The organism is Amycolatopsis silviterrae, assembly GCF_042684085.1.
Lineage (GTDB): Bacteria > Actinomycetota > Actinomycetes > Mycobacteriales > Pseudonocardiaceae > Amycolatopsis > Amycolatopsis silviterrae.
Map to the genome: position 1 here is coordinate 1 of NZ_JBHUKS010000016.1, position 15,925 is coordinate 15,925.

Below are 15,925 nucleotides of genomic sequence, written 5' to 3' on the forward strand. Positions count from 1 at the left end.
AACAGACCCGAACACAACCCATTAGGACTCCTTGAGGGAATCTGATTCCCTCAAGGAGTCCTTCACAGACCTAGAGAGGCCCCTCACGGGCGGCCGGCGGGCTTCAGCAGCTGCAGCAGTCACAGCCGTCGCAACAGCTGCAGCAGTCACAGTCGCAACCGCAGTCGCAGTCGCAGCCGCCGCTGTTCGGCTTGCCGCTCCAGGGGCCCGGGTACGGGTCGCGGCAGCAGAACTGGCAGGAGCAGCACATGTACGTCGCGATCGCGCAGCCAGCGAAGAAGTTCCGGCGTTTCGGCGGGACCGCGAACCTCGGGACCCAGCAGCCGCCGCCCTTGCCGTCGAGCGAGCCGTGGTCGTCCGGCGGTTCGGGGCCGTCCGGTCCGCCGGGACCGGGCATTCCGGCAGGCTCGTGGCCAGGCACTGGAGCACCGTGACCGTGCGGCACCTGCTGCGGAGTGGGCCCAGGCCCGATCCACCCGGGCGGCGGCTGCTGCCCGTCCGCCCCGTGCAGCCGGTGATGCCCGAACGCCCGCCGCACCGCCTGCCTCAGCTCGTGCACCAGCAGCGCGTGCACCAGAGCCCCATCGGCGAACTCCGCCTCGCGCAGTGCCAGCTCGACCCCAAGCACCGCGTCCGAACAGAGCCGGTGCGCTTCGTCCAGCGCGGTTTCCGTTGCCAGCAAAGGATTCCACGCCCCGGACACGGCATCCGAGGCAAGGTCCTCAACCGCGTCCAGCAGATGCGCCACCCGACCGAACAACCGTCCCGCCTCGGCGAGCGGCGCGCGGTTACCGGGGCGTCCAGTGATCACCGCGGTCTGCGCGAACGCCGCCGACGACGCCAGCTCGGCCGGTTCGGTCGCCAGCAACGGCGAGTCCCCGACACGGATAGCGCGTTCCAGTTCGCCCTGCCGTCCGACCGCTTCGGTCAGCACCGCGGTGTCGAAACCGATGCCCGCACCGGACCGACCGCCTTGCGCGGCCCACCGCCGGGCGACCAGCCGCGCCGCGCCCGCGACGGGACGCCGGGCGAAAGCACCATCGCGGTCGGCGACGTGGTCGTCGACCTTCGCCGAGGCCAGTACCAGCGAAACCGCCGCCGCGAGCCGGGCGCCATCGCCGACCGCAACGGACGCCGAGCGCATCGAACGCAGCGGGCACGGCCCCGCGGAGCGCCGGGATCCGGCCGGCGATTGGGCTTCGACCAGCGCCGAGACGACCAGCGCGTCGTAGTTCGTCACGACCCGGGCGAACTGTCCGTGCTGGTCGCGCAGGGCGAGGCACAGGCCGCACAGGTGCGCCATCCAGTCCGCGTGCAGCCGCCCGGCCAGCCGATGCCGGCAGGGTCTGATGATCCCGAACAACCGTTTGCCCCCCAGAGATACCGAACGAACCCGCGAACTTTAACGCCCCGGCCAGGCCCCTAACCCGGGTTCGGGTGATTCTCGCGGCAGGCGCGGGCAGGGCAGGATGGGCGGATGACCGGTCTGCACCCGCCGAAGGTCGAGACGTTCGACCCGGCCGCCCGCGTGAACATCGACAACAAGGGCATCCGCCGCGACGTGGAGGAGTTCCGCGAGGAGCCGTTCGGCCTGTACCTGGCCCGCCCGGCGCCGGGGCGCGCGCAGTTCCACTACCTCGAATCCTGGCTGCTGCCGGACCTCGGGCTGCGGATCACCGACTTCTGGTTCACCCCCGGCCACGAACGCGACCAGGACTTCTACCTCGACGTCGTGCGGGTGCGCCGCGACGGGCCGCGCTGGGTGGCCACCGACCTCTACCTCGACCTGGTGCTCAAGGACAAGATCTCGGTCCGCGTCATCGACACCGACGAGCTGCTCGCCGCCGTCTCCGAGAAGCTGCTGTCGCAGGAGGAAGGCGAGTACGCGCTCGAAGTCACTTACGCCGCCGTCGAGGGGCTCGCCGCGCACGGCTACGACCTCGCCGCTTGGCTGTCCACAAAGGACATGACGCTCAGCTGGCGCAGGCATCCCTAACCGGGAACGGGGGAATTCCCCACCCCGTCCCGGCGGTCAGCCGGATTACCCGAAGCGGCTCGCCCGGCCACGATCAGCGGCATGGAACGAACCGCAAACCAGGTGACGCTCGACCTCGTGTGCTCGCTGTATCGCGAGCACACCGAAGCGTTGCGCGCCGCGAAGGACGCCCAGCGCGCGCACCGCCGCGCCAATCCGACGATGAAGACGCAGCTGGACGACGTCGAAGCGGAGATCACCTACCTGCTCCTGCGGCACCTGCGCCCGGAGAAAGTCGTGGAGATCGGTTCGCTGCACGGCTGGTCCACGAGCTGGATCCTCCGCGCCCTCGCGGACAACGGCACCGGCGGGCTGACCACCGTCGATCTCATCGGCAACGCCACCAAAACCGTTCCGCACGCGCTGGCCAAGGGCCGCTGGGAGTTCCGCCAGGGCGACGCGCGCACCATCGCCCCCGCCCTGCTGTCCGATGTGGACTATCTCTTCATCGACGCCGACCACCGCGCGCGGTTCGCGAAGTGGTACCTCTCCGACGTCTTCCCGAAAATCGACGCCGCGGTGAGCGTGCACGACGTCTTCCACCGCGGCACCCCGCTGCCGTTCACCGAAGGCACCGAAGTGGTGCGCTGGCTGGGGAAAACGCGGACCCCGTATTTCACCGCGGCGCGTGCCCGGGCGAAACACGCGTACGCTCGCCTCAACGAACTAAGGCGCGAACTCGGCGTCGACGCCACCGTGCACACCGGCCGCGACAACCCGATGATCTACTTCCGCATCCACCGATCGGTGGATGCGGGGCGGACGGCCGGTGGACCGGAAGTCGCACCGTTCCGCTGATCCGATCGGCCGCTCCGGCCGGGATTCTCGAAGGCAGCAATCGCTGCGATTCGAGAGGGGGACGGCGGCCAATGCCGGTCATCGAGGTGCGGAACCTCCATAAACGCTATCGCCGGAAAACGGCGGTGGAAGACGTTTCGTTCACCGTGGAGCAGGGCGAGATCTTCGGGATACTGGGACCCAACGGCGCGGGCAAGACCACCACGGTGGAATGCGTCGAGGGCCTGCGCTCCCCCGACGGCGGCACCGTTTCGGTGCTCGGGCTGGACCCGCGGCGCGACGCCCGCGAGCTGCGCCAGCGCCTCGGCGTCCAGCTGCAGGAAAGCCAGCTGCCCGACCGGCTGCGCGTCGGCGAGGTGCTCGAGCTGTTCGCCGCGATGTACCGCACCCCGGCCGATCCGGAGCGGCTGATGGCGCTGCTCGGCCTCACCGGACAGCGGAACACCTTCTACCGCAAGCTTTCCGGCGGCCAGCAGCAGCGCGTGTCGATCGCGCTCGCGCTGGTCGGCAGTCCCGAGGTGGTGGTGCTCGACGAACTGACCACCGGCCTCGACCCGCAGGCCCGCCGCGACACCTGGGAGCTCGTCGAGGCAGTCCGCGCCGAGGGCGTGACGGTCGTGCTGGTCACGCACTTCATGGAGGAAGCGGAACGGCTGTGCGACCGGATCGCGGTGATCGACGCCGGGCGCGTCGTCGCGATCGACACCCCGGCCGGGCTGGTCGGGCGGGTCGGCGGGGAGCAGCGCATCCGGTTCCGCCCGTCCGCGCCGGTCGACCAGGGCGCGCTGGGCGGGCTGCCGGACGTGCTGAAGGTCGAGCGCACCGGCGCGCATCTGGTGGTGACCGGGGGTTCCGGCGCGCTGCAGGCGGTGACGTCGTTTCTCGCCCGCGCCGACGTCGTGGCGGGCGAACTGCGGGTGGAGCAGGCCAGCCTCGACGACGCCTTCGTCGCGCTGACCGGCCGGAAACTGGACTGAGGGGGGGCCGGAAATGCTGTCGAAGCTGACCGTCGCGGAGGCGAAGATCTTCCTCCGCGACCCCGGGGCCCCCGCCGTGGTGCTCGGGATCCCGCTGGCGCTGGTGCTGGTCTTCGGGCTGATGCCGGGCTCGCGCGCCGAACACGGCGGCCAGTCGTCGCTGGACACCCTGATCGCGCCGATGGCGGTGGCGATCCTGCTCGCGATCCTCGCGTTGAACATGCTGCCCGGCGCGATGGCCGCGCACCGGGAGAAAGGCGTGCTGAAGCGGCTGGCCGCGAGCCCGCTGCCGCCGTCGCGGCTGCTGGCCGCGCAACTGCTGGTGAACCTCGCCGCCGCCGTGGTCGCGATCGTGCTCGTCGTGGGGGTGGGCACGATCGCGCTCGGCATGGCGCTGCCGAAGAACCCGGGCGGGTTCGTCGCGGTCATGCTGCTGGGCGCGGTGTCGCTGTTCTCGGTGGGCACGCTGCTCGCCGCGTTCGCGCCGAGCGCCCGCGCGGCGAACGGGCTCGGCGCGGCCGTGTTCTTCCCGATGCTCGCGCTCGGCGGCGTCTGGGTGCCGAAGGAACAGCTGCCGCCAGTGCTGCAGCACATCGCCGACGTCCTTCCGCTCGGCGCCACGCTCGGCAGCCTGCGCGAGACCGCCGCCGGACACGCGCCGCAGGTGCTTCCGCTCGTCGCGCTCGCGGTGGTCGCCATCGTCTGCTCGGCGCTCGCCGCCCGATTCTTCCGCTGGGAGTGACCACGATGACTACGACACAGGAAGAAACCGCGACGGCCCGGTCGGTCGCGCCGTTCGCCCGGATGCCCGTGTTCGGCATCGCCGCGCTGATGGCGGTGCCGATGGTGCTCACCGCGAACAACTACGGCTACTTCGGCGACGAGCTGTACTTCCTCGCCGCCGGACGGCATCTGGCCTGGGGTTACGTCGACCAGCCGCCGCTGCTGCCGCTGCTCGCCCGCGCGATGGACACCATCGCCCCCGATTCGCTGTTCGTCCTGCGGCTCCCGGCGATGCTGGCGATGCTCGCCGGGGTCGTGTTCGCCGCGCTCATCGCCCGCGAGCTGGGCGGCCGGACCCGTGCCCAGGTAGTCACCGCCGCGACCTTCGCCGCCTGCACGAATTTCCTGGCCAGCGGCCACTACCTGGCGACCTCGACGCTGGACCCGTTCCTCTGGACGGTCCTGATCTGGCTGCTCGTCCGCTGGATCCGCACCCGCAGCGACGGCCTCCTGCTGTGGGCCGGGGTCGTCACCGCGCTCGCGCTGTACGTGAAGTTCCTGATCGGCGGCTTCTGGGTCGTCGCCGGGATCGCGCTGCTGATCTGCGGTCCGCGCGAACTGCTGCGCCGTCCGATGCTGTGGGCCGGCGCCGCGATCGCCGCGCTGGCGCTGGTCCCCACGCTGGTGTGGCAGGCCCAGCACGGCTGGCCGCAGCTCAGCATGGGCGCGGCGATCGCGACCGAGGTGGGCGAAACCTGGGGCGGCAGGCTGGGCTGGCTCCCGCAGGTGGTGCTGCTCGTCGGCATCCCGGCCGGGTTCGTGCTGCTGGTCTACGGCCTGTGGCGGCTGCTGCGCTCGCCGCGGCTGCGTTCCTACCGCTTCCTCGCCTGGACCGCGCTGGCGCTCGCCGTGGTGTTCATCGCGGTGAACGGCCGTTCGTACTACATCACGGGCATGTTCGCGCCGTGCTGGGCGGCCGCGGCGGTGGAGCTGGAGACCGGGCGGGTGTCGCGGTGGTGGCGCTGGATCCCGACGTGGCCGGTCTACGTGCTTTCGGTGCTGCTGACGCTGCCCGCCGCGCTGCCGGTGTGGCCGCATTCCTGGCTGGAGAAGAACCCGTCGCTGCCGACGCCGGCCTTCTCGATGGCCGAGGTCGGCTGGCCGGAGGCGTCGCGGTCGGTCGCCGACACGTTCCGCCGCGTGCCCGACCCGGCACACACCGCGGTCGTCGGCGAGACGTACTGGACCGCCAGCGCGCTCGACCGGTACGGCCGGGAGCTGGGCCTGCCCGAACCGGCCAGCCCGAACCGCGGGTACGCCCCGCTGGTCGTCCCGCCCGACTCGGCGCGCGACGTCTTGTTCGTCGGAGCCGATCCGCGGCCGCTGCTCGGGCACTTCGCCGATCTCCGGCCGGCCGGCACGGTCACCACCGGGACCGCGAAGCCGAGTGTGCTCGACGGCACCCCGATGTGGCTGGCCAGCGGGCGGCTGCAGCCCTGGGCGGAAATCTGGCCCCGGCTGGCGAACACCGGGGCCTGACCCCGCAGTAGGACGGCGGCCGGCCTCGCCCGTAGGGTGCGGGCGAGGCCAGCCCCCGATCCGCCGACAGGGAGCAGGATGGATGCCGTGACCACGGCCACCGCACCGAGCACGCCCGACCGCACGCTCGCCGGATTCGCCCGGCGGCCGGTCCTCCTGCTCGCCGCGGGGACCGCCGCCGTACTCCTCGCCACCGCCGGCCGCTACGGCTACTTCGGCGACGAGCTGTACTTCCTCGCCGCGGGCAAGCACCTCGCGTGGGGATACGCGGACCAGCCGCCGGTGCTGCCGTGGCTCGCCTGGCTGGCGAACTCGATCGCGCCGGGCTCGCTCGTCGTGTTCCGGATCCCGGCGATCCTGGCGACCGCGGCGGGCGTCGTGGTCACCGCGCTCATCGCCCGCGAGATGGGCGGCGAACGCAAGGCGCAGACCCGGGCCGCCGCCGCGTACGCGGTCTGCGGGCAGTTCGTCGGCAGCGGCCACTACCTCGCGACGTCCACTGTGGACCCTCTGCTGTGGACGATCGTGCTGTGGCTGCTCGTACGGTGGATCCGCACCCGCGACGACAACCTGCTGCTGTGGCTCGGCGTGGCGACGGCGGTCGGGCTGAACGTCAAGTTCCTGATCGGCGGATTCTGGGCGGTCACCGCGATCACCGCGCTGATCTTCGGCCCGCGAGACCTGCTGCGCCGCCCGAAACTGTGGGCAGGCGCGGCGATCGCCGCTGTCGCGTGCGTACCGACGTTGCTCTGGCAGAACGCGAACGGCTGGCCGCAGCTCGGCATGGGCGACGCGGTGTCGCGCGAGGTCGAGGAAGCGGGCGGCCGGGCGATGTTCGTGCCCGCGCTGCTCGCCGGAGCCGGTCTGGTCATCGGTGCGCTGGGCGTGCTGTACGGACTGACCGTGCTGGTCGGGAGCGCCCGGCTGCGCGCGTACCGGTTCCTCGGCTGGACCGCGCTCGGCGTGTTCGCGATCTTCCTGATCGGCAACGGCCGATTTTATTACGCCGCAGGCACTTTCGGCCTGTTGTGGGCAGCCGCCGCGGTGCATCTGCAGGACCGGCGGCCCGCGTTGTGGTGGCGCTGGGTGCCGACGTGGCCGGTGTTCGTGCTGTCCGCGCTCTACAGCCTCCCCTACGCGCTCCCGGTGTGGCCGGAGCAGTGGCTGGTCACGCATCCGACCGCGCCGCGCCCCGCGTACGCGATGGAGGAGTCCGGCTGGCCGGATCTGGCCGCGTCCGTCGCCACGCAGTACCGCGCGCTGCCGCCGGAGGAACGGAAGCACACCGCCCTCGTCACCGGCGGGTACTGGCAGGCCGGCGCACTCGGCCGGTACGGGCCGGACCAGGGCTTGCCCGAGGCGTACAGCGCCAGCCGGGGATTCTGGTACTTCGGCCGGCCGGACGACACCGCGGACACCGTGCTGTTCGTCGGCCGCGAACCGGCGAAGCTGGCGGCGCACTTCCGTTCCGCGCGCATCGTCGGCGAGGTCGACAACCGGCTGGGCGTCCCGAACTCCAGCAGGCACATGCCGATCTGGCTGCTCGACGGCCGCCTCGGCAGCTGGGCCGAGATCTGGCCCCAGCTCAAGGATCTGAAGGCGTGAGACTCGAGGACGTCCGGGACGTCAAACTCGACTGGCGGGGTTCGATGATGCCGCCGGCCACGCCCGACCCGGACGATCCGCCAGTGCGGTGGCACCGCTGCTTCAGCTGGGCCGAGACCGCGATCGCGTGGATTCTGCTGATCGTCCCGGCGCTGCTCAGCGCACTGAGCGACCAGACGGCCGAACACCGGAACACCACGCTGCTGCTCGCCGCCGGGGCCGCGGTCTGGCTGGGGCTGCTCACTGTCACGCTGCGCGGGAAGCTGCGCGACCATCCGCTCGCCGCAGTCGCGATGTTCGCCGGGATCGCCACGTTCGGCTCGATCCTCCAGTACCGGGACGCGTACTTCCTGATCTTCATGGTCTACGGGTTCTTCGCGGCGATGCGGATGAGGCCGATGCTGGTCTCGTTTCTCGGCGTCGGCATCACGTCGCTGCTGATCAACACCATGACGCTCGGCGGGCCCATCCACGCGCTGTCGGTGTCGCCGGGAATCTGGGGCACCGTGGTGATCGTGCAGACCGTGGCGATCGGCGGCGGGGGCGCGCTTTTCGCTGCGGTGGGCAAGCAGAGCCAGGAACGCAAGCGGGCACTCGAGCAACTGGCGGCCGCCGAGGCGGAGAACCGCGGACTGCAGCGGCAACTGCTGACGCAGGCGCGCGAGGCGGGCGTGCTCGACGAACGGCAACGACTGAGCCAGGAAATCCACGACACGCTCGCGCAGGGCTTCACCGGGATCATCACCCAGCTCGAAGCCGCGGCGCAGGCCCGCGACGACACATCGGAATGGGAACGCCACCTCGCCGCTGCGACCCAGCTGGCGCGGGAGAACCTCACCGAGGCCCGGCGTTCGGTCGCCGCGTTGCACCCGGAACCGCTCGAAGCCGCGACGCTGCCCGAGGCGCTCGCTGAGGTCACCCGGCTGTGGAGCGAACGCACCAGCGTGCCCGCGGAATTCTCGGCCACTGGGAACGCCGTCCCGCTGCATCCGGAGCTGGAGGCCACTCTGCTGCGGATCACGCAGGAAGCACTGTCCAATGTGGCCAGACACGCGCACGCGAGCCGCGTCGGGATCACCCTGTCGTACATGGGCGACGAGGTGACGCTGGACGCGCGCGACGACGGCGTCGGCTTCGATCCGGCCGACCCGCCGCCCCCGCCGTCGCCGGAAGGCGGGCACGGCCTGCCCGGCATGCGGCGGCGCGCGGAACGGCTCGCCGGCACCCTGCACGTCGAGGCCGAACCCGGCGGCGGCACCGCGATCTCGGTGCGCCTGCCCGCCGTCCCGGCTGCGACACTGGACCCGACCGAGGGGGCCTCATGACCATCACCCTGCTCATCGCCGACGACCACCCGATCGTCCGGGACGGGCTGCGCGGCATCTTCACCGGCGAGCGCGGCTTCGAGGTGCTGGGCGAGGCCGCGCACGGAGCCGAGGCGGTCACGCTCGCCGAGGCCCTTCGCCCGGACGTGGTGCTGATGGACCTGCGGATGCCCGGCACCGACGGCGTCGCCGCGATCACCGAACTCGCCCGCCTCGGCAACCCGGCGCGCGTGCTCGTGCTGACCACGTACGACACGGATTCCGACGTGCTGCCCGCGATCGAGGCGGGCGCGACCGGCTATCTGCTGAAGGATTCGCCGCGCGAGGAACTGTTCCGTGCCGTGCGCGCCGCCGCCCGCGGCGAGGCGGTCCTCTCCCCCGCCGTCGCCAGCCGGCTCATGGGCCAGATGCGCGCGCCGGCACAGGAACCGTTGTCGCAGCGGGAAATCGAGGTGCTGGGACTGGTCGCACGGGGGTCCACGAACAAGGAAGCGGCGAAGAAGCTGTTCATCAGCGAGGCGACGGTGAAGACGCATCTGCTGCACGCGTACGCGAAGCTCGGTGTGAAGGACCGCGCGGCCGCGGTGGCCGTAGCTTTCGAGCGTGGCTTGCTGGGGTCCTAGCCCCACAGCTCTCCGCTTCTCGACGCCACCTTGGCCACCACCGCGGCCACGAACTCCTTCCCCGGCAACGGATCCAGCCTGCGCCCGTCCCTAAGCCGGGGCGCGACCAGCTCCGCGGCGGCCTCTCGCGAACCGATCACCGCCTGGTACGGGACCAGCCGCCGATCCCGGATCCGGGAGCCCAGGCTGCCGCGATCCGCCGGAACGACCTCGGCGCGCAGCCCGCCGTCCATGGCCTGCTCCGCGACCGCCGACGCGGCCTCGAGTTCCGCGTCGCCGACCGGCAGCACGGCCACCTGCACCGGAGCCAGCCACGGCGGGAACGCGCCGCCGTGCTCCTCGATCAGCTGTGCCAGCACGCGTTCCAGGCTGCCGAGCACCGCGCGGTGCACCAGCACCGGCCGATGCGCGCGGCCGTCCGGGCCGACGTATTCGAGCCCGAACTGCTCCGGTTGGTGGAGGTCGACCTGCACGGTGGACAGGGTCGACTCGCGGCCGGAACTGTCCGCGATCTGGACGTCGATCTTCGGACCGTAGAACGCGGCTTCGCCCGGCCCGCGTTCGTAATCGACCCCGTCCAGCGCGTCGACGAGCACCTCCGCCGCACGCTCCCACGCTTCGGCCGCTCCGGCGTACTTGCCGCGGTTGTCCGGCAAGGAAAGGCGGTAGCTCGCGGGTTTCAGCCCAAGATCCCGATACACGCGGCGGATCAGCGCGAGCGCACTCCGCACCTCCGCGCCGACTTGCTCAGGCAGGCAGAAGATGTGCGCGTCGTTCAGCTGGATCGCCCGCACCCGGCTGAGCCCGCCGAGGACGCCGGACAGCTCGGCGCGGTACATCCCGCCGAGTTCGGCCAGCCGCACCGGCAGCTCGCGGTGGCTGCGGGCGCGGGAACGGTAGATCAGCGCGTGGTGCGGGCACAGGCTCGGCCGCAGCACGATCTGCTCGCCGCCGAGGTCCATCGGCGGGAACATGTCGTCGCGGTAGTGCGCCCAGTGCCCGGAAAGCTCGTACAGCTCCCGTTTCCCCAGCACCGGCGACGACACGTGCTGGTAGCCGGCGCGGCGTTCGACCTCGCGGACGTACTCCTCCAGCACGTGCCGCACGGCGGCGCCGTCGGGCAGCAGATACGGCAGACCGGCCCCGATCAGCGGGTCGCTGCCGAACAGGCCGAGTTCCCGGCCGAGTTTGCGATGGTCAGGCATGACGGTCTCCTCACCGAAGGCGAGGCGAGCGCACAGCGGAGCCCGGGGCGCTCGCCCCGGGCTCGAATGGCAGTGTTCAGCGCGCCGGGACGGGATCCGGCGTCGTCGTGGACTGGGCGCGCTTCATGCCTCGAACGGTAGCCCCGCGTACGGCGGGACCGCACCTGGTTTTCCGGCTCAGGGCTTCCAGCCGCTCTGCCCGGCCCACTTCTCCGCGCGCACGAACGCCGCGTTGACCCAGCCCTGCTTCTCCTCCGCGTACTGCTCGACCGTGCCGTCCGCGGAATGCTTGCGTGCCAGCGTTTCCTTCACCTCGGTGTAGCTGTCGCGTTCCTCCGGATGCGCGCGGATCCAGTCGCGGAACAACAGCGCGAGCCGCCACGCCGGGGTTTCGGTGGACCGGACGTGCAGGTTCACCGGGCGCTTCGGATCGGCGCTCTGGTGGAACCGCTTGAGCCACTTCCCGTCGCCGTCCTGCGGATCGTCCCACCATTCGCCTTCGCGGCGCGGGAAACCGGCGTCGGCGAGGGCCTCGGCGAGTGCGTCCGCGTCGTCCAAAGAGGACACTGTGAGCTGAAGGTCGAGGATGTCCTTGGCGGGCAGCCCCGGCACCGCGGTGGACCCGATGTGGTCCGCGCGCACCAGCCGCGCCCCGGCGATCTGCCGCAGCCGCGCCAGCCGGCGTTCGGCCTGCAGCGGCCAGCTCGGGTCGTACGGCGAGATCACCGGCGAGGCGGGCGGACGCGGTTTGCGCAGCCGGAGGTTCGCCTCGAACGGCACCAGCCGGTCCGCCCACAACGCGTCCACCTCGGCGAGCACGACGTCCGGGGTGCCGCCGTTGTCGAGCCAGACGTCCGCGACGGCGCGGCGCTGTTCCTCCGCGGCCTGCGCGCGGATCCGCGCCCTGGCGTCGGCCTCGGGCATGCCGCGCACCTCGACCAGCCGGCGCACCCGCACCTCCACCGGCGCGTCGACCACCAGCACCAGGTGATACGCGGGCGCCAGGTCGTTCTCGACCAGCAGCGGCACGTCGTGCACCACCACCGCGTCGTCGGCGGCCGCGGCCATCAGCTCGCCGGTGCGCTGCCCGACCAGCGGATGCACGATCGAGTTCAGCCGCTTGCGGGAGTCGTCGTCGGCGAACGCGCGCGCGGCGAGCGCCGGCCGGTCCAGCGAACCGTCCTCGGCGAGGATGCCGTCGCCGAACGCCTCGGTCAGCGCGGCCAGCCCGGGCGTGCCCGGCTCGACGACCTCGCGCGCGATGCGGTCCGAATCGATGACGACCGCCCCGTGTTCGGCCAGCCGGTTCGCCACCGTCGACTTCCCAGCACCGATCCCGCCCGTCAGGCCCACTCGCAGCATGGTCACACCCTAACCAGCGCAGCCGTCACCCGCTCAGGCGACACCGAAGCCCCCTGCACGTGCACTCGCACGCGTACCCGCACACCCTCCGCGTAAACGCAAGCACATTTTCGGGCGTTGCCGAACTGATGTGGGTGACACGCCGGGCGCTTGCGCTGTTTTCGCGGGTCGAGTGCGTACCGTGCGCGGCGGAAGGGTCGCCCACACGGAGGAACAATGGCGCAGAAGCACGTCGGGAAGCACCGGCTCGGCACCCCGGGCCTGATGCACTGCGTCTCCTACCGCCAGGTCTCGGACGCGCTCGAGGAGTACCGGCGCACGTGGTTCAGCGCGCTGCTCGTGCCCGCGAAACACAGCCTGGCCGGCCTCCGCCGCCGCGCCCGCGCGGCCGCGCTCGAACGGGCCTGGGTGCCCGCGGTCTCCCTGGAACGCGCCTGACCCTCCGCTCTTGACGCCCCGGCAAGGTCCGTGAGGGGAACCTTCACGGAATCAGAGTCCGTGAGGGGAACCCTGGGGGAATCAGCGTCCGTGAAGGTGGCCCTCACGGACCCCGGCACGAACGGGCCGAGCCGCGAAACTCTCGTCAGGTTCCGCAACCCTGGCTGGAGTCTGTGAGGGGAACCCTGAGGGAATCAGCGTCCGTGAGGGTTCCCTTCACGGACTTGGTCAGACCGCGTGCGTTTCGATGGCGATTTCGTGGCTCAGCGTGCGGTGCACCGGGCATTTGTCCGCGATCTCCAGCAGCCGCGCGCGCTGGGCGTCGTCGAGGTCGCCTTCCAGGGAGATTTCCCGGGTGATCCGGCTGATCAGCCCGACCTCGGTTTCGCAGCGTTCGCAGTCGCGCGCGTGGATGCGGTCGTGCCGGAGCCGGACGGTGGTGCGGGTCAGCGGGATTCCCTTGCGGTCGGCGTACATCCGCAGCGTCATCGAGGTGCAGGTGCCGAGCGCGGAGAGCAGCAGGTCGTACGGCGTGGGACCGGCGTCCGCGCCGCCGACGCTCTCCGGCTCGTCGGCGAGGAATTCGTGGCCCGCGGTCGTGACGCGCTGGGTGTAGCGGCCGCTCCCGGCATCGGTGACGACGACAGTGCCGGGTTCCGGCTGGGTCATGACGGCGGTTTCCTTCTTCTTCGGTAAGACCTGCTCAGTGCGGGCGGTCGCTTGTGGACGGTCCGGGCGCGCCGGAACGACGTTCCCAAGAAGCCGTGAATATCGTATCTTCTGCTTGCGAGACGCGGACGCGCTTCCCGCGGAGCACGGGTAAAAGGGGGTGGGAGATGGCCACCCGGCATCTCTCGACACGGCCGGCGGAACAGCACAACCGCGGCCGGTTCCTCGACGCAGCGCTGACCGTCCTCACCGAGCGCGGCGTCGCCGGGCTGACCGTGCGCGCGGTCGCGGAGCAGGCCGGCGCGTCCACGATCACCGTGTACACCCGCTTCGGCGGCCGCACCGGTCTGCTGGACGCCTTGTACGAACGGGCTTTCGACCTGCTGGGCGAAGAACTGCGCTCGGTCCCGCCGTCCGAGGGCGACGGGGTCGCCGACCTGCTGGAGGTCGCGCTCGCGTACCGCCGGTTCGCGCTGGAGAGCCCGGCCCGCTACGGCTTGATGTTCGAGCGTTCGGTGCACGACTACGACCCGGACCCGGCGTTGCGGTCGGGGGTGCTGCGCACGAGTTTCGCGGAGTTCGTCGCGAAGATCGAGCTGGTCTGCCCGCCGGACGTCGTCGCGCAGGAATGCGGTTATCTGCTCTGGACGTCGATGCACGGGCTGGTGAGCGTCGAGCTGACGATCCGCTCGCAAAGCCCGCTCGACGACTGGTTCCTCAGCTCGAGCGAGTCCGCGCACGAAACGATGTACCGCCGCGGCGTGCGGGCGACCATCGACGGGCTCGGCCTGCGCTGAACCGCTGAACCTCTGAGACAAACACTTCGGCCCCGGTCCGTGCGGACCGGGGCCGAATGTGTCAGTGACTCAGCGAGTCAAGCGAGGCTCACGCGCCGCCCGACAGCTTCTCGCGCAGAGCCGCGAGCTGCTCGTCGCTGGCGAGCGTGCCGCCGCTCTTCGCCTCGACCGGAGCGGACGAGGTGTAGCTCTGGTCGCCGCCCTCGATGCCGGTGGCAGCGTCGGCAGCGGCTTCGGCGTCGGCCTCGGCGGCCTTCTTGACCTGGGCCATGTGCTGCTCGTAGCGGGTGTGGGCCTCGGCGTAGCCGCGCTCCCACTCCTCGCGCTGCTTGTCGAAGCCTTCCTGCCACTCCTGCGTGTCCGGGTCGAAGCCCTCGGGGTAGATGTAGTTCCCCTCGGCGTCGTACTCGGCGGCCATGCCGTACTGGGTGGGGTCGAACTCGGTCTCCGGCGTGACGCCCTCGTTCGCCTGCTTCAGCGACAGCGAGATGCGGCGGCGCTCGAGGTCGATGTCGATGACCTTGACCATGACGTCGCCGTTGACCTGGACGACCTGCTCCGGGATCTCCACGTGGCGCTCGGCCAGCTCGGAGATGTGCACCAGGCCCTCGATGCCCTCCTCGACGCGGACGAACGCGCCGAACGGGACGAGCTTGGTGACCTTGCCCGGCACGATCTGGCCGATCGCGTGGGTGCGGGCGAACTGGCGCCACGGGTCTTCCTGGGTCGCCTTCAGCGACAGCGAGACGCGCTCGCGGTCCATGTCGACGTCCAGGACCTCGACCGTGACCTCCTGGCCGACCTCGACGACCTCGGACGGGTGGTCGATGTGCTTCCAGGACAGCTCGGAGACGTGCACCAAGCCGTCGACGCCGCCGAGGTCCACGAAGGCGCCGAAGTTGACGATGGAGGACACGACGCCCTTGCGGACCTGGCCCTTGGCGAGCGCGTTGAGGAACTCGCTGCGCACCTCGGACTGGGTCTGCTCGAGGTAGGCGCGGCGGGACAGGACCACGTTGTTGCGGTTCTTGTCCAGCTCGATGATCTTCGCCTCGAGCTCGCGGCCGACGTACGGCTGCAGGTCGCGCACGCGGCGCATCTCGACCAGCGACGCGGGCAGGAAGCCGCGCAGGCCGATGTCCAGGATGAGGCCGCCCTTGACGACCTCGATGACGGTGCCCTTGACGGGCTCGTCCTTCTCCTTGAGCTCCTCGATCGTGCCCCAGGCGCGCTCGTACTGCGCGCGCTTCTTGGACAGGATCAGACGGCCTTCCTTGTCCTCCTTCTGGAGAACGAGGGCTTCGACCTCATCGCCGACGGCGACAACCTCGGCCGGGTCGACATCGTGCTTGATGGACAGCTCGCGCGAGGGGATGACGCCCTCGGTCTTGTACCCGATGTCGAGCAGGACCTCGTCGCGGTCGACCTTGACGATGGTGCCCTCGACGATGTCCCCATCGTTGAAGTACTTGATCGTCTTGTCGATAGCCGCGAGGAAGTCTTCCTCCGACCCGATGTCGTTGATGGCGACCTGCGGGGCCCCGGTCGGGGCGGTCGGGGCGGTGGCGGTGTCGGTGGTCATTAGGCGGGTTGCTCCGGTGGATGGGTGTCGTAGGTGGGTGTGAAGTTGGCTACCGGCGGTGCACGCGGCGAGTCCCGCAGCCATGGCATGCGGCGACCCTGCTCAAACGTCCGGCGACCAAACGTTCCACCAGTGAACGACCGCGGCATGACCCGCTGACGATGCGCGGCCCCGGTGGGTAGTCACCCAGGCAGCGCGAACCCCACTGCGCTAACACGTATCGTACGCGGGCCCCTCCGGGGGACAC

At 70.9% G+C, this 15,925-nt stretch carries 15 protein-coding genes; 10 read left to right on the plus strand and 5 right to left on the minus strand.

Annotated features, from left to right (window positions below; all coding sequences use genetic code 11):
* Positions 1-103: 103 nt before the first annotated feature.
* Positions 104-1,363 (minus strand): DUF5685 family protein, encoded by a 1,260-nt coding sequence (locus ACFSVL_RS22785; protein WP_378307302.1) that lies wholly within the window; start codon positions 1,361-1,363, stop codon positions 104-106.
* A gap of 114 nt (positions 1,364-1,477) precedes the next feature.
* On the opposite strand from ACFSVL_RS22785, the gene ACFSVL_RS22790 reads away from it, so the two are divergent.
* The 8 genes from ACFSVL_RS22790 to ACFSVL_RS22825 all read left to right on the plus strand — a co-directional run bounded on the left by ACFSVL_RS22790 (position 1,478) and on the right by ACFSVL_RS22825 (position 9,625).
* Positions 1,478-1,996: a DUF402 domain-containing protein gene (locus ACFSVL_RS22790; RefSeq protein WP_378307304.1), complete on the plus strand. Its 519-nt coding sequence runs from the start codon at positions 1,478-1,480 to the stop codon at positions 1,994-1,996.
* A gap of 81 nt (positions 1,997-2,077) precedes the next feature.
* On the plus strand, positions 2,078-2,833 hold the full coding sequence (locus ACFSVL_RS22795; protein ID WP_378307306.1) for a class I SAM-dependent methyltransferase: 756 nt from the start codon (positions 2,078-2,080) through the stop codon (positions 2,831-2,833).
* 71 nt (positions 2,834-2,904) lie between these two features.
* Positions 2,905-3,810, plus strand: a complete 906-nt coding sequence (locus ACFSVL_RS22800) for an ABC transporter ATP-binding protein (RefSeq protein ID WP_378307307.1) — start codon at positions 2,905-2,907, stop codon at positions 3,808-3,810.
* Positions 3,811-3,823: 13 nt separating this feature from the next.
* Positions 3,824-4,552, plus strand: coding sequence for an ABC transporter permease (locus ACFSVL_RS22805; RefSeq protein ID WP_378307309.1), 729 nt, complete (start codon positions 3,824-3,826; stop codon positions 4,550-4,552).
* A 5-nt stretch (positions 4,553-4,557) separates the two neighbouring features.
* A complete protein-coding gene (locus tag ACFSVL_RS22810; RefSeq protein ID WP_378307311.1) occupies positions 4,558-6,072 on the plus strand; it encodes an ArnT family glycosyltransferase in 1,515 nt (504 codons plus the stop codon).
* An 87-nt stretch (positions 6,073-6,159) separates the two neighbouring features.
* On the plus strand, positions 6,160-7,677 hold the full coding sequence (locus tag ACFSVL_RS22815) for an ArnT family glycosyltransferase (protein ID WP_378307313.1): 1,518 nt from the start codon (positions 6,160-6,162) through the stop codon (positions 7,675-7,677).
* A complete protein-coding gene (locus ACFSVL_RS22820) occupies positions 7,674-9,002 on the plus strand; it encodes a sensor histidine kinase (protein WP_378307315.1) in 1,329 nt (442 codons plus the stop codon). Before ACFSVL_RS22815 ends, ACFSVL_RS22820 begins: the two co-directional genes overlap by 4 nt.
* On the plus strand, positions 8,999-9,625 hold the full coding sequence (locus ACFSVL_RS22825; RefSeq protein ID WP_378307317.1) for a response regulator: 627 nt from the start codon (positions 8,999-9,001) through the stop codon (positions 9,623-9,625). The genes ACFSVL_RS22820 and ACFSVL_RS22825 overlap by 4 nt, the downstream gene beginning before the upstream one ends.
* On the opposite strand, the gene thrS is transcribed toward ACFSVL_RS22825, so the two are convergent.
* Together thrS and coaE are read right to left on the minus strand one after the other, a co-directional pair.
* The gene (gene thrS / locus ACFSVL_RS22830) at positions 9,622-10,866 is read right to left on the minus strand and encodes a threonine--tRNA ligase (RefSeq protein WP_378307823.1); all 1,245 of its coding nucleotides are present in this window, start codon (positions 10,864-10,866) and stop codon (positions 9,622-9,624) included. The two genes, ACFSVL_RS22825 and thrS, sit on opposite strands and share 4 nt — an antisense overlap.
* Before the next feature lie 141 nt (positions 10,867-11,007).
* Complete coding sequence (coaE, locus tag ACFSVL_RS22835) at positions 11,008-12,192, minus strand: dephospho-CoA kinase (RefSeq protein ID WP_378307319.1); 1,185 nt, start codon at positions 12,190-12,192, stop codon at positions 11,008-11,010.
* Positions 12,193-12,408: 216 nt separating this feature from the next.
* On the opposite strand from coaE, the gene ACFSVL_RS22840 reads away from it, so the two are divergent.
* Positions 12,409-12,630, plus strand: a complete 222-nt coding sequence (locus tag ACFSVL_RS22840; protein WP_378307321.1) for a hypothetical protein — start codon at positions 12,409-12,411, stop codon at positions 12,628-12,630.
* A 228-nt stretch (positions 12,631-12,858) separates the two neighbouring features.
* On the opposite strand, the gene ACFSVL_RS22845 is transcribed toward ACFSVL_RS22840, so the two are convergent.
* Positions 12,859-13,299 carry an OsmC family protein gene (locus ACFSVL_RS22845; RefSeq protein WP_378307323.1) on the minus strand — a complete coding sequence of 147 codons (441 nt, stop codon included), beginning with the start codon at positions 13,297-13,299 and terminating at the stop codon, positions 12,859-12,861.
* A gap of 167 nt (positions 13,300-13,466) precedes the next feature.
* On the opposite strand from ACFSVL_RS22845, the gene ACFSVL_RS22850 reads away from it, so the two are divergent.
* Positions 13,467-14,096, plus strand: a complete 630-nt coding sequence (locus ACFSVL_RS22850) for a TetR/AcrR family transcriptional regulator (RefSeq protein ID WP_378307325.1) — start codon at positions 13,467-13,469, stop codon at positions 14,094-14,096.
* An 88-nt stretch (positions 14,097-14,184) separates the two neighbouring features.
* On the opposite strand, the gene rpsA is transcribed toward ACFSVL_RS22850, so the two are convergent.
* Positions 14,185-15,678, minus strand: coding sequence for a 30S ribosomal protein S1 (gene rpsA / locus ACFSVL_RS22855; RefSeq protein ID WP_378307327.1), 1,494 nt, complete (start codon positions 15,676-15,678; stop codon positions 14,185-14,187).
* Positions 15,679-15,925 lie beyond the last annotated feature (247 nt).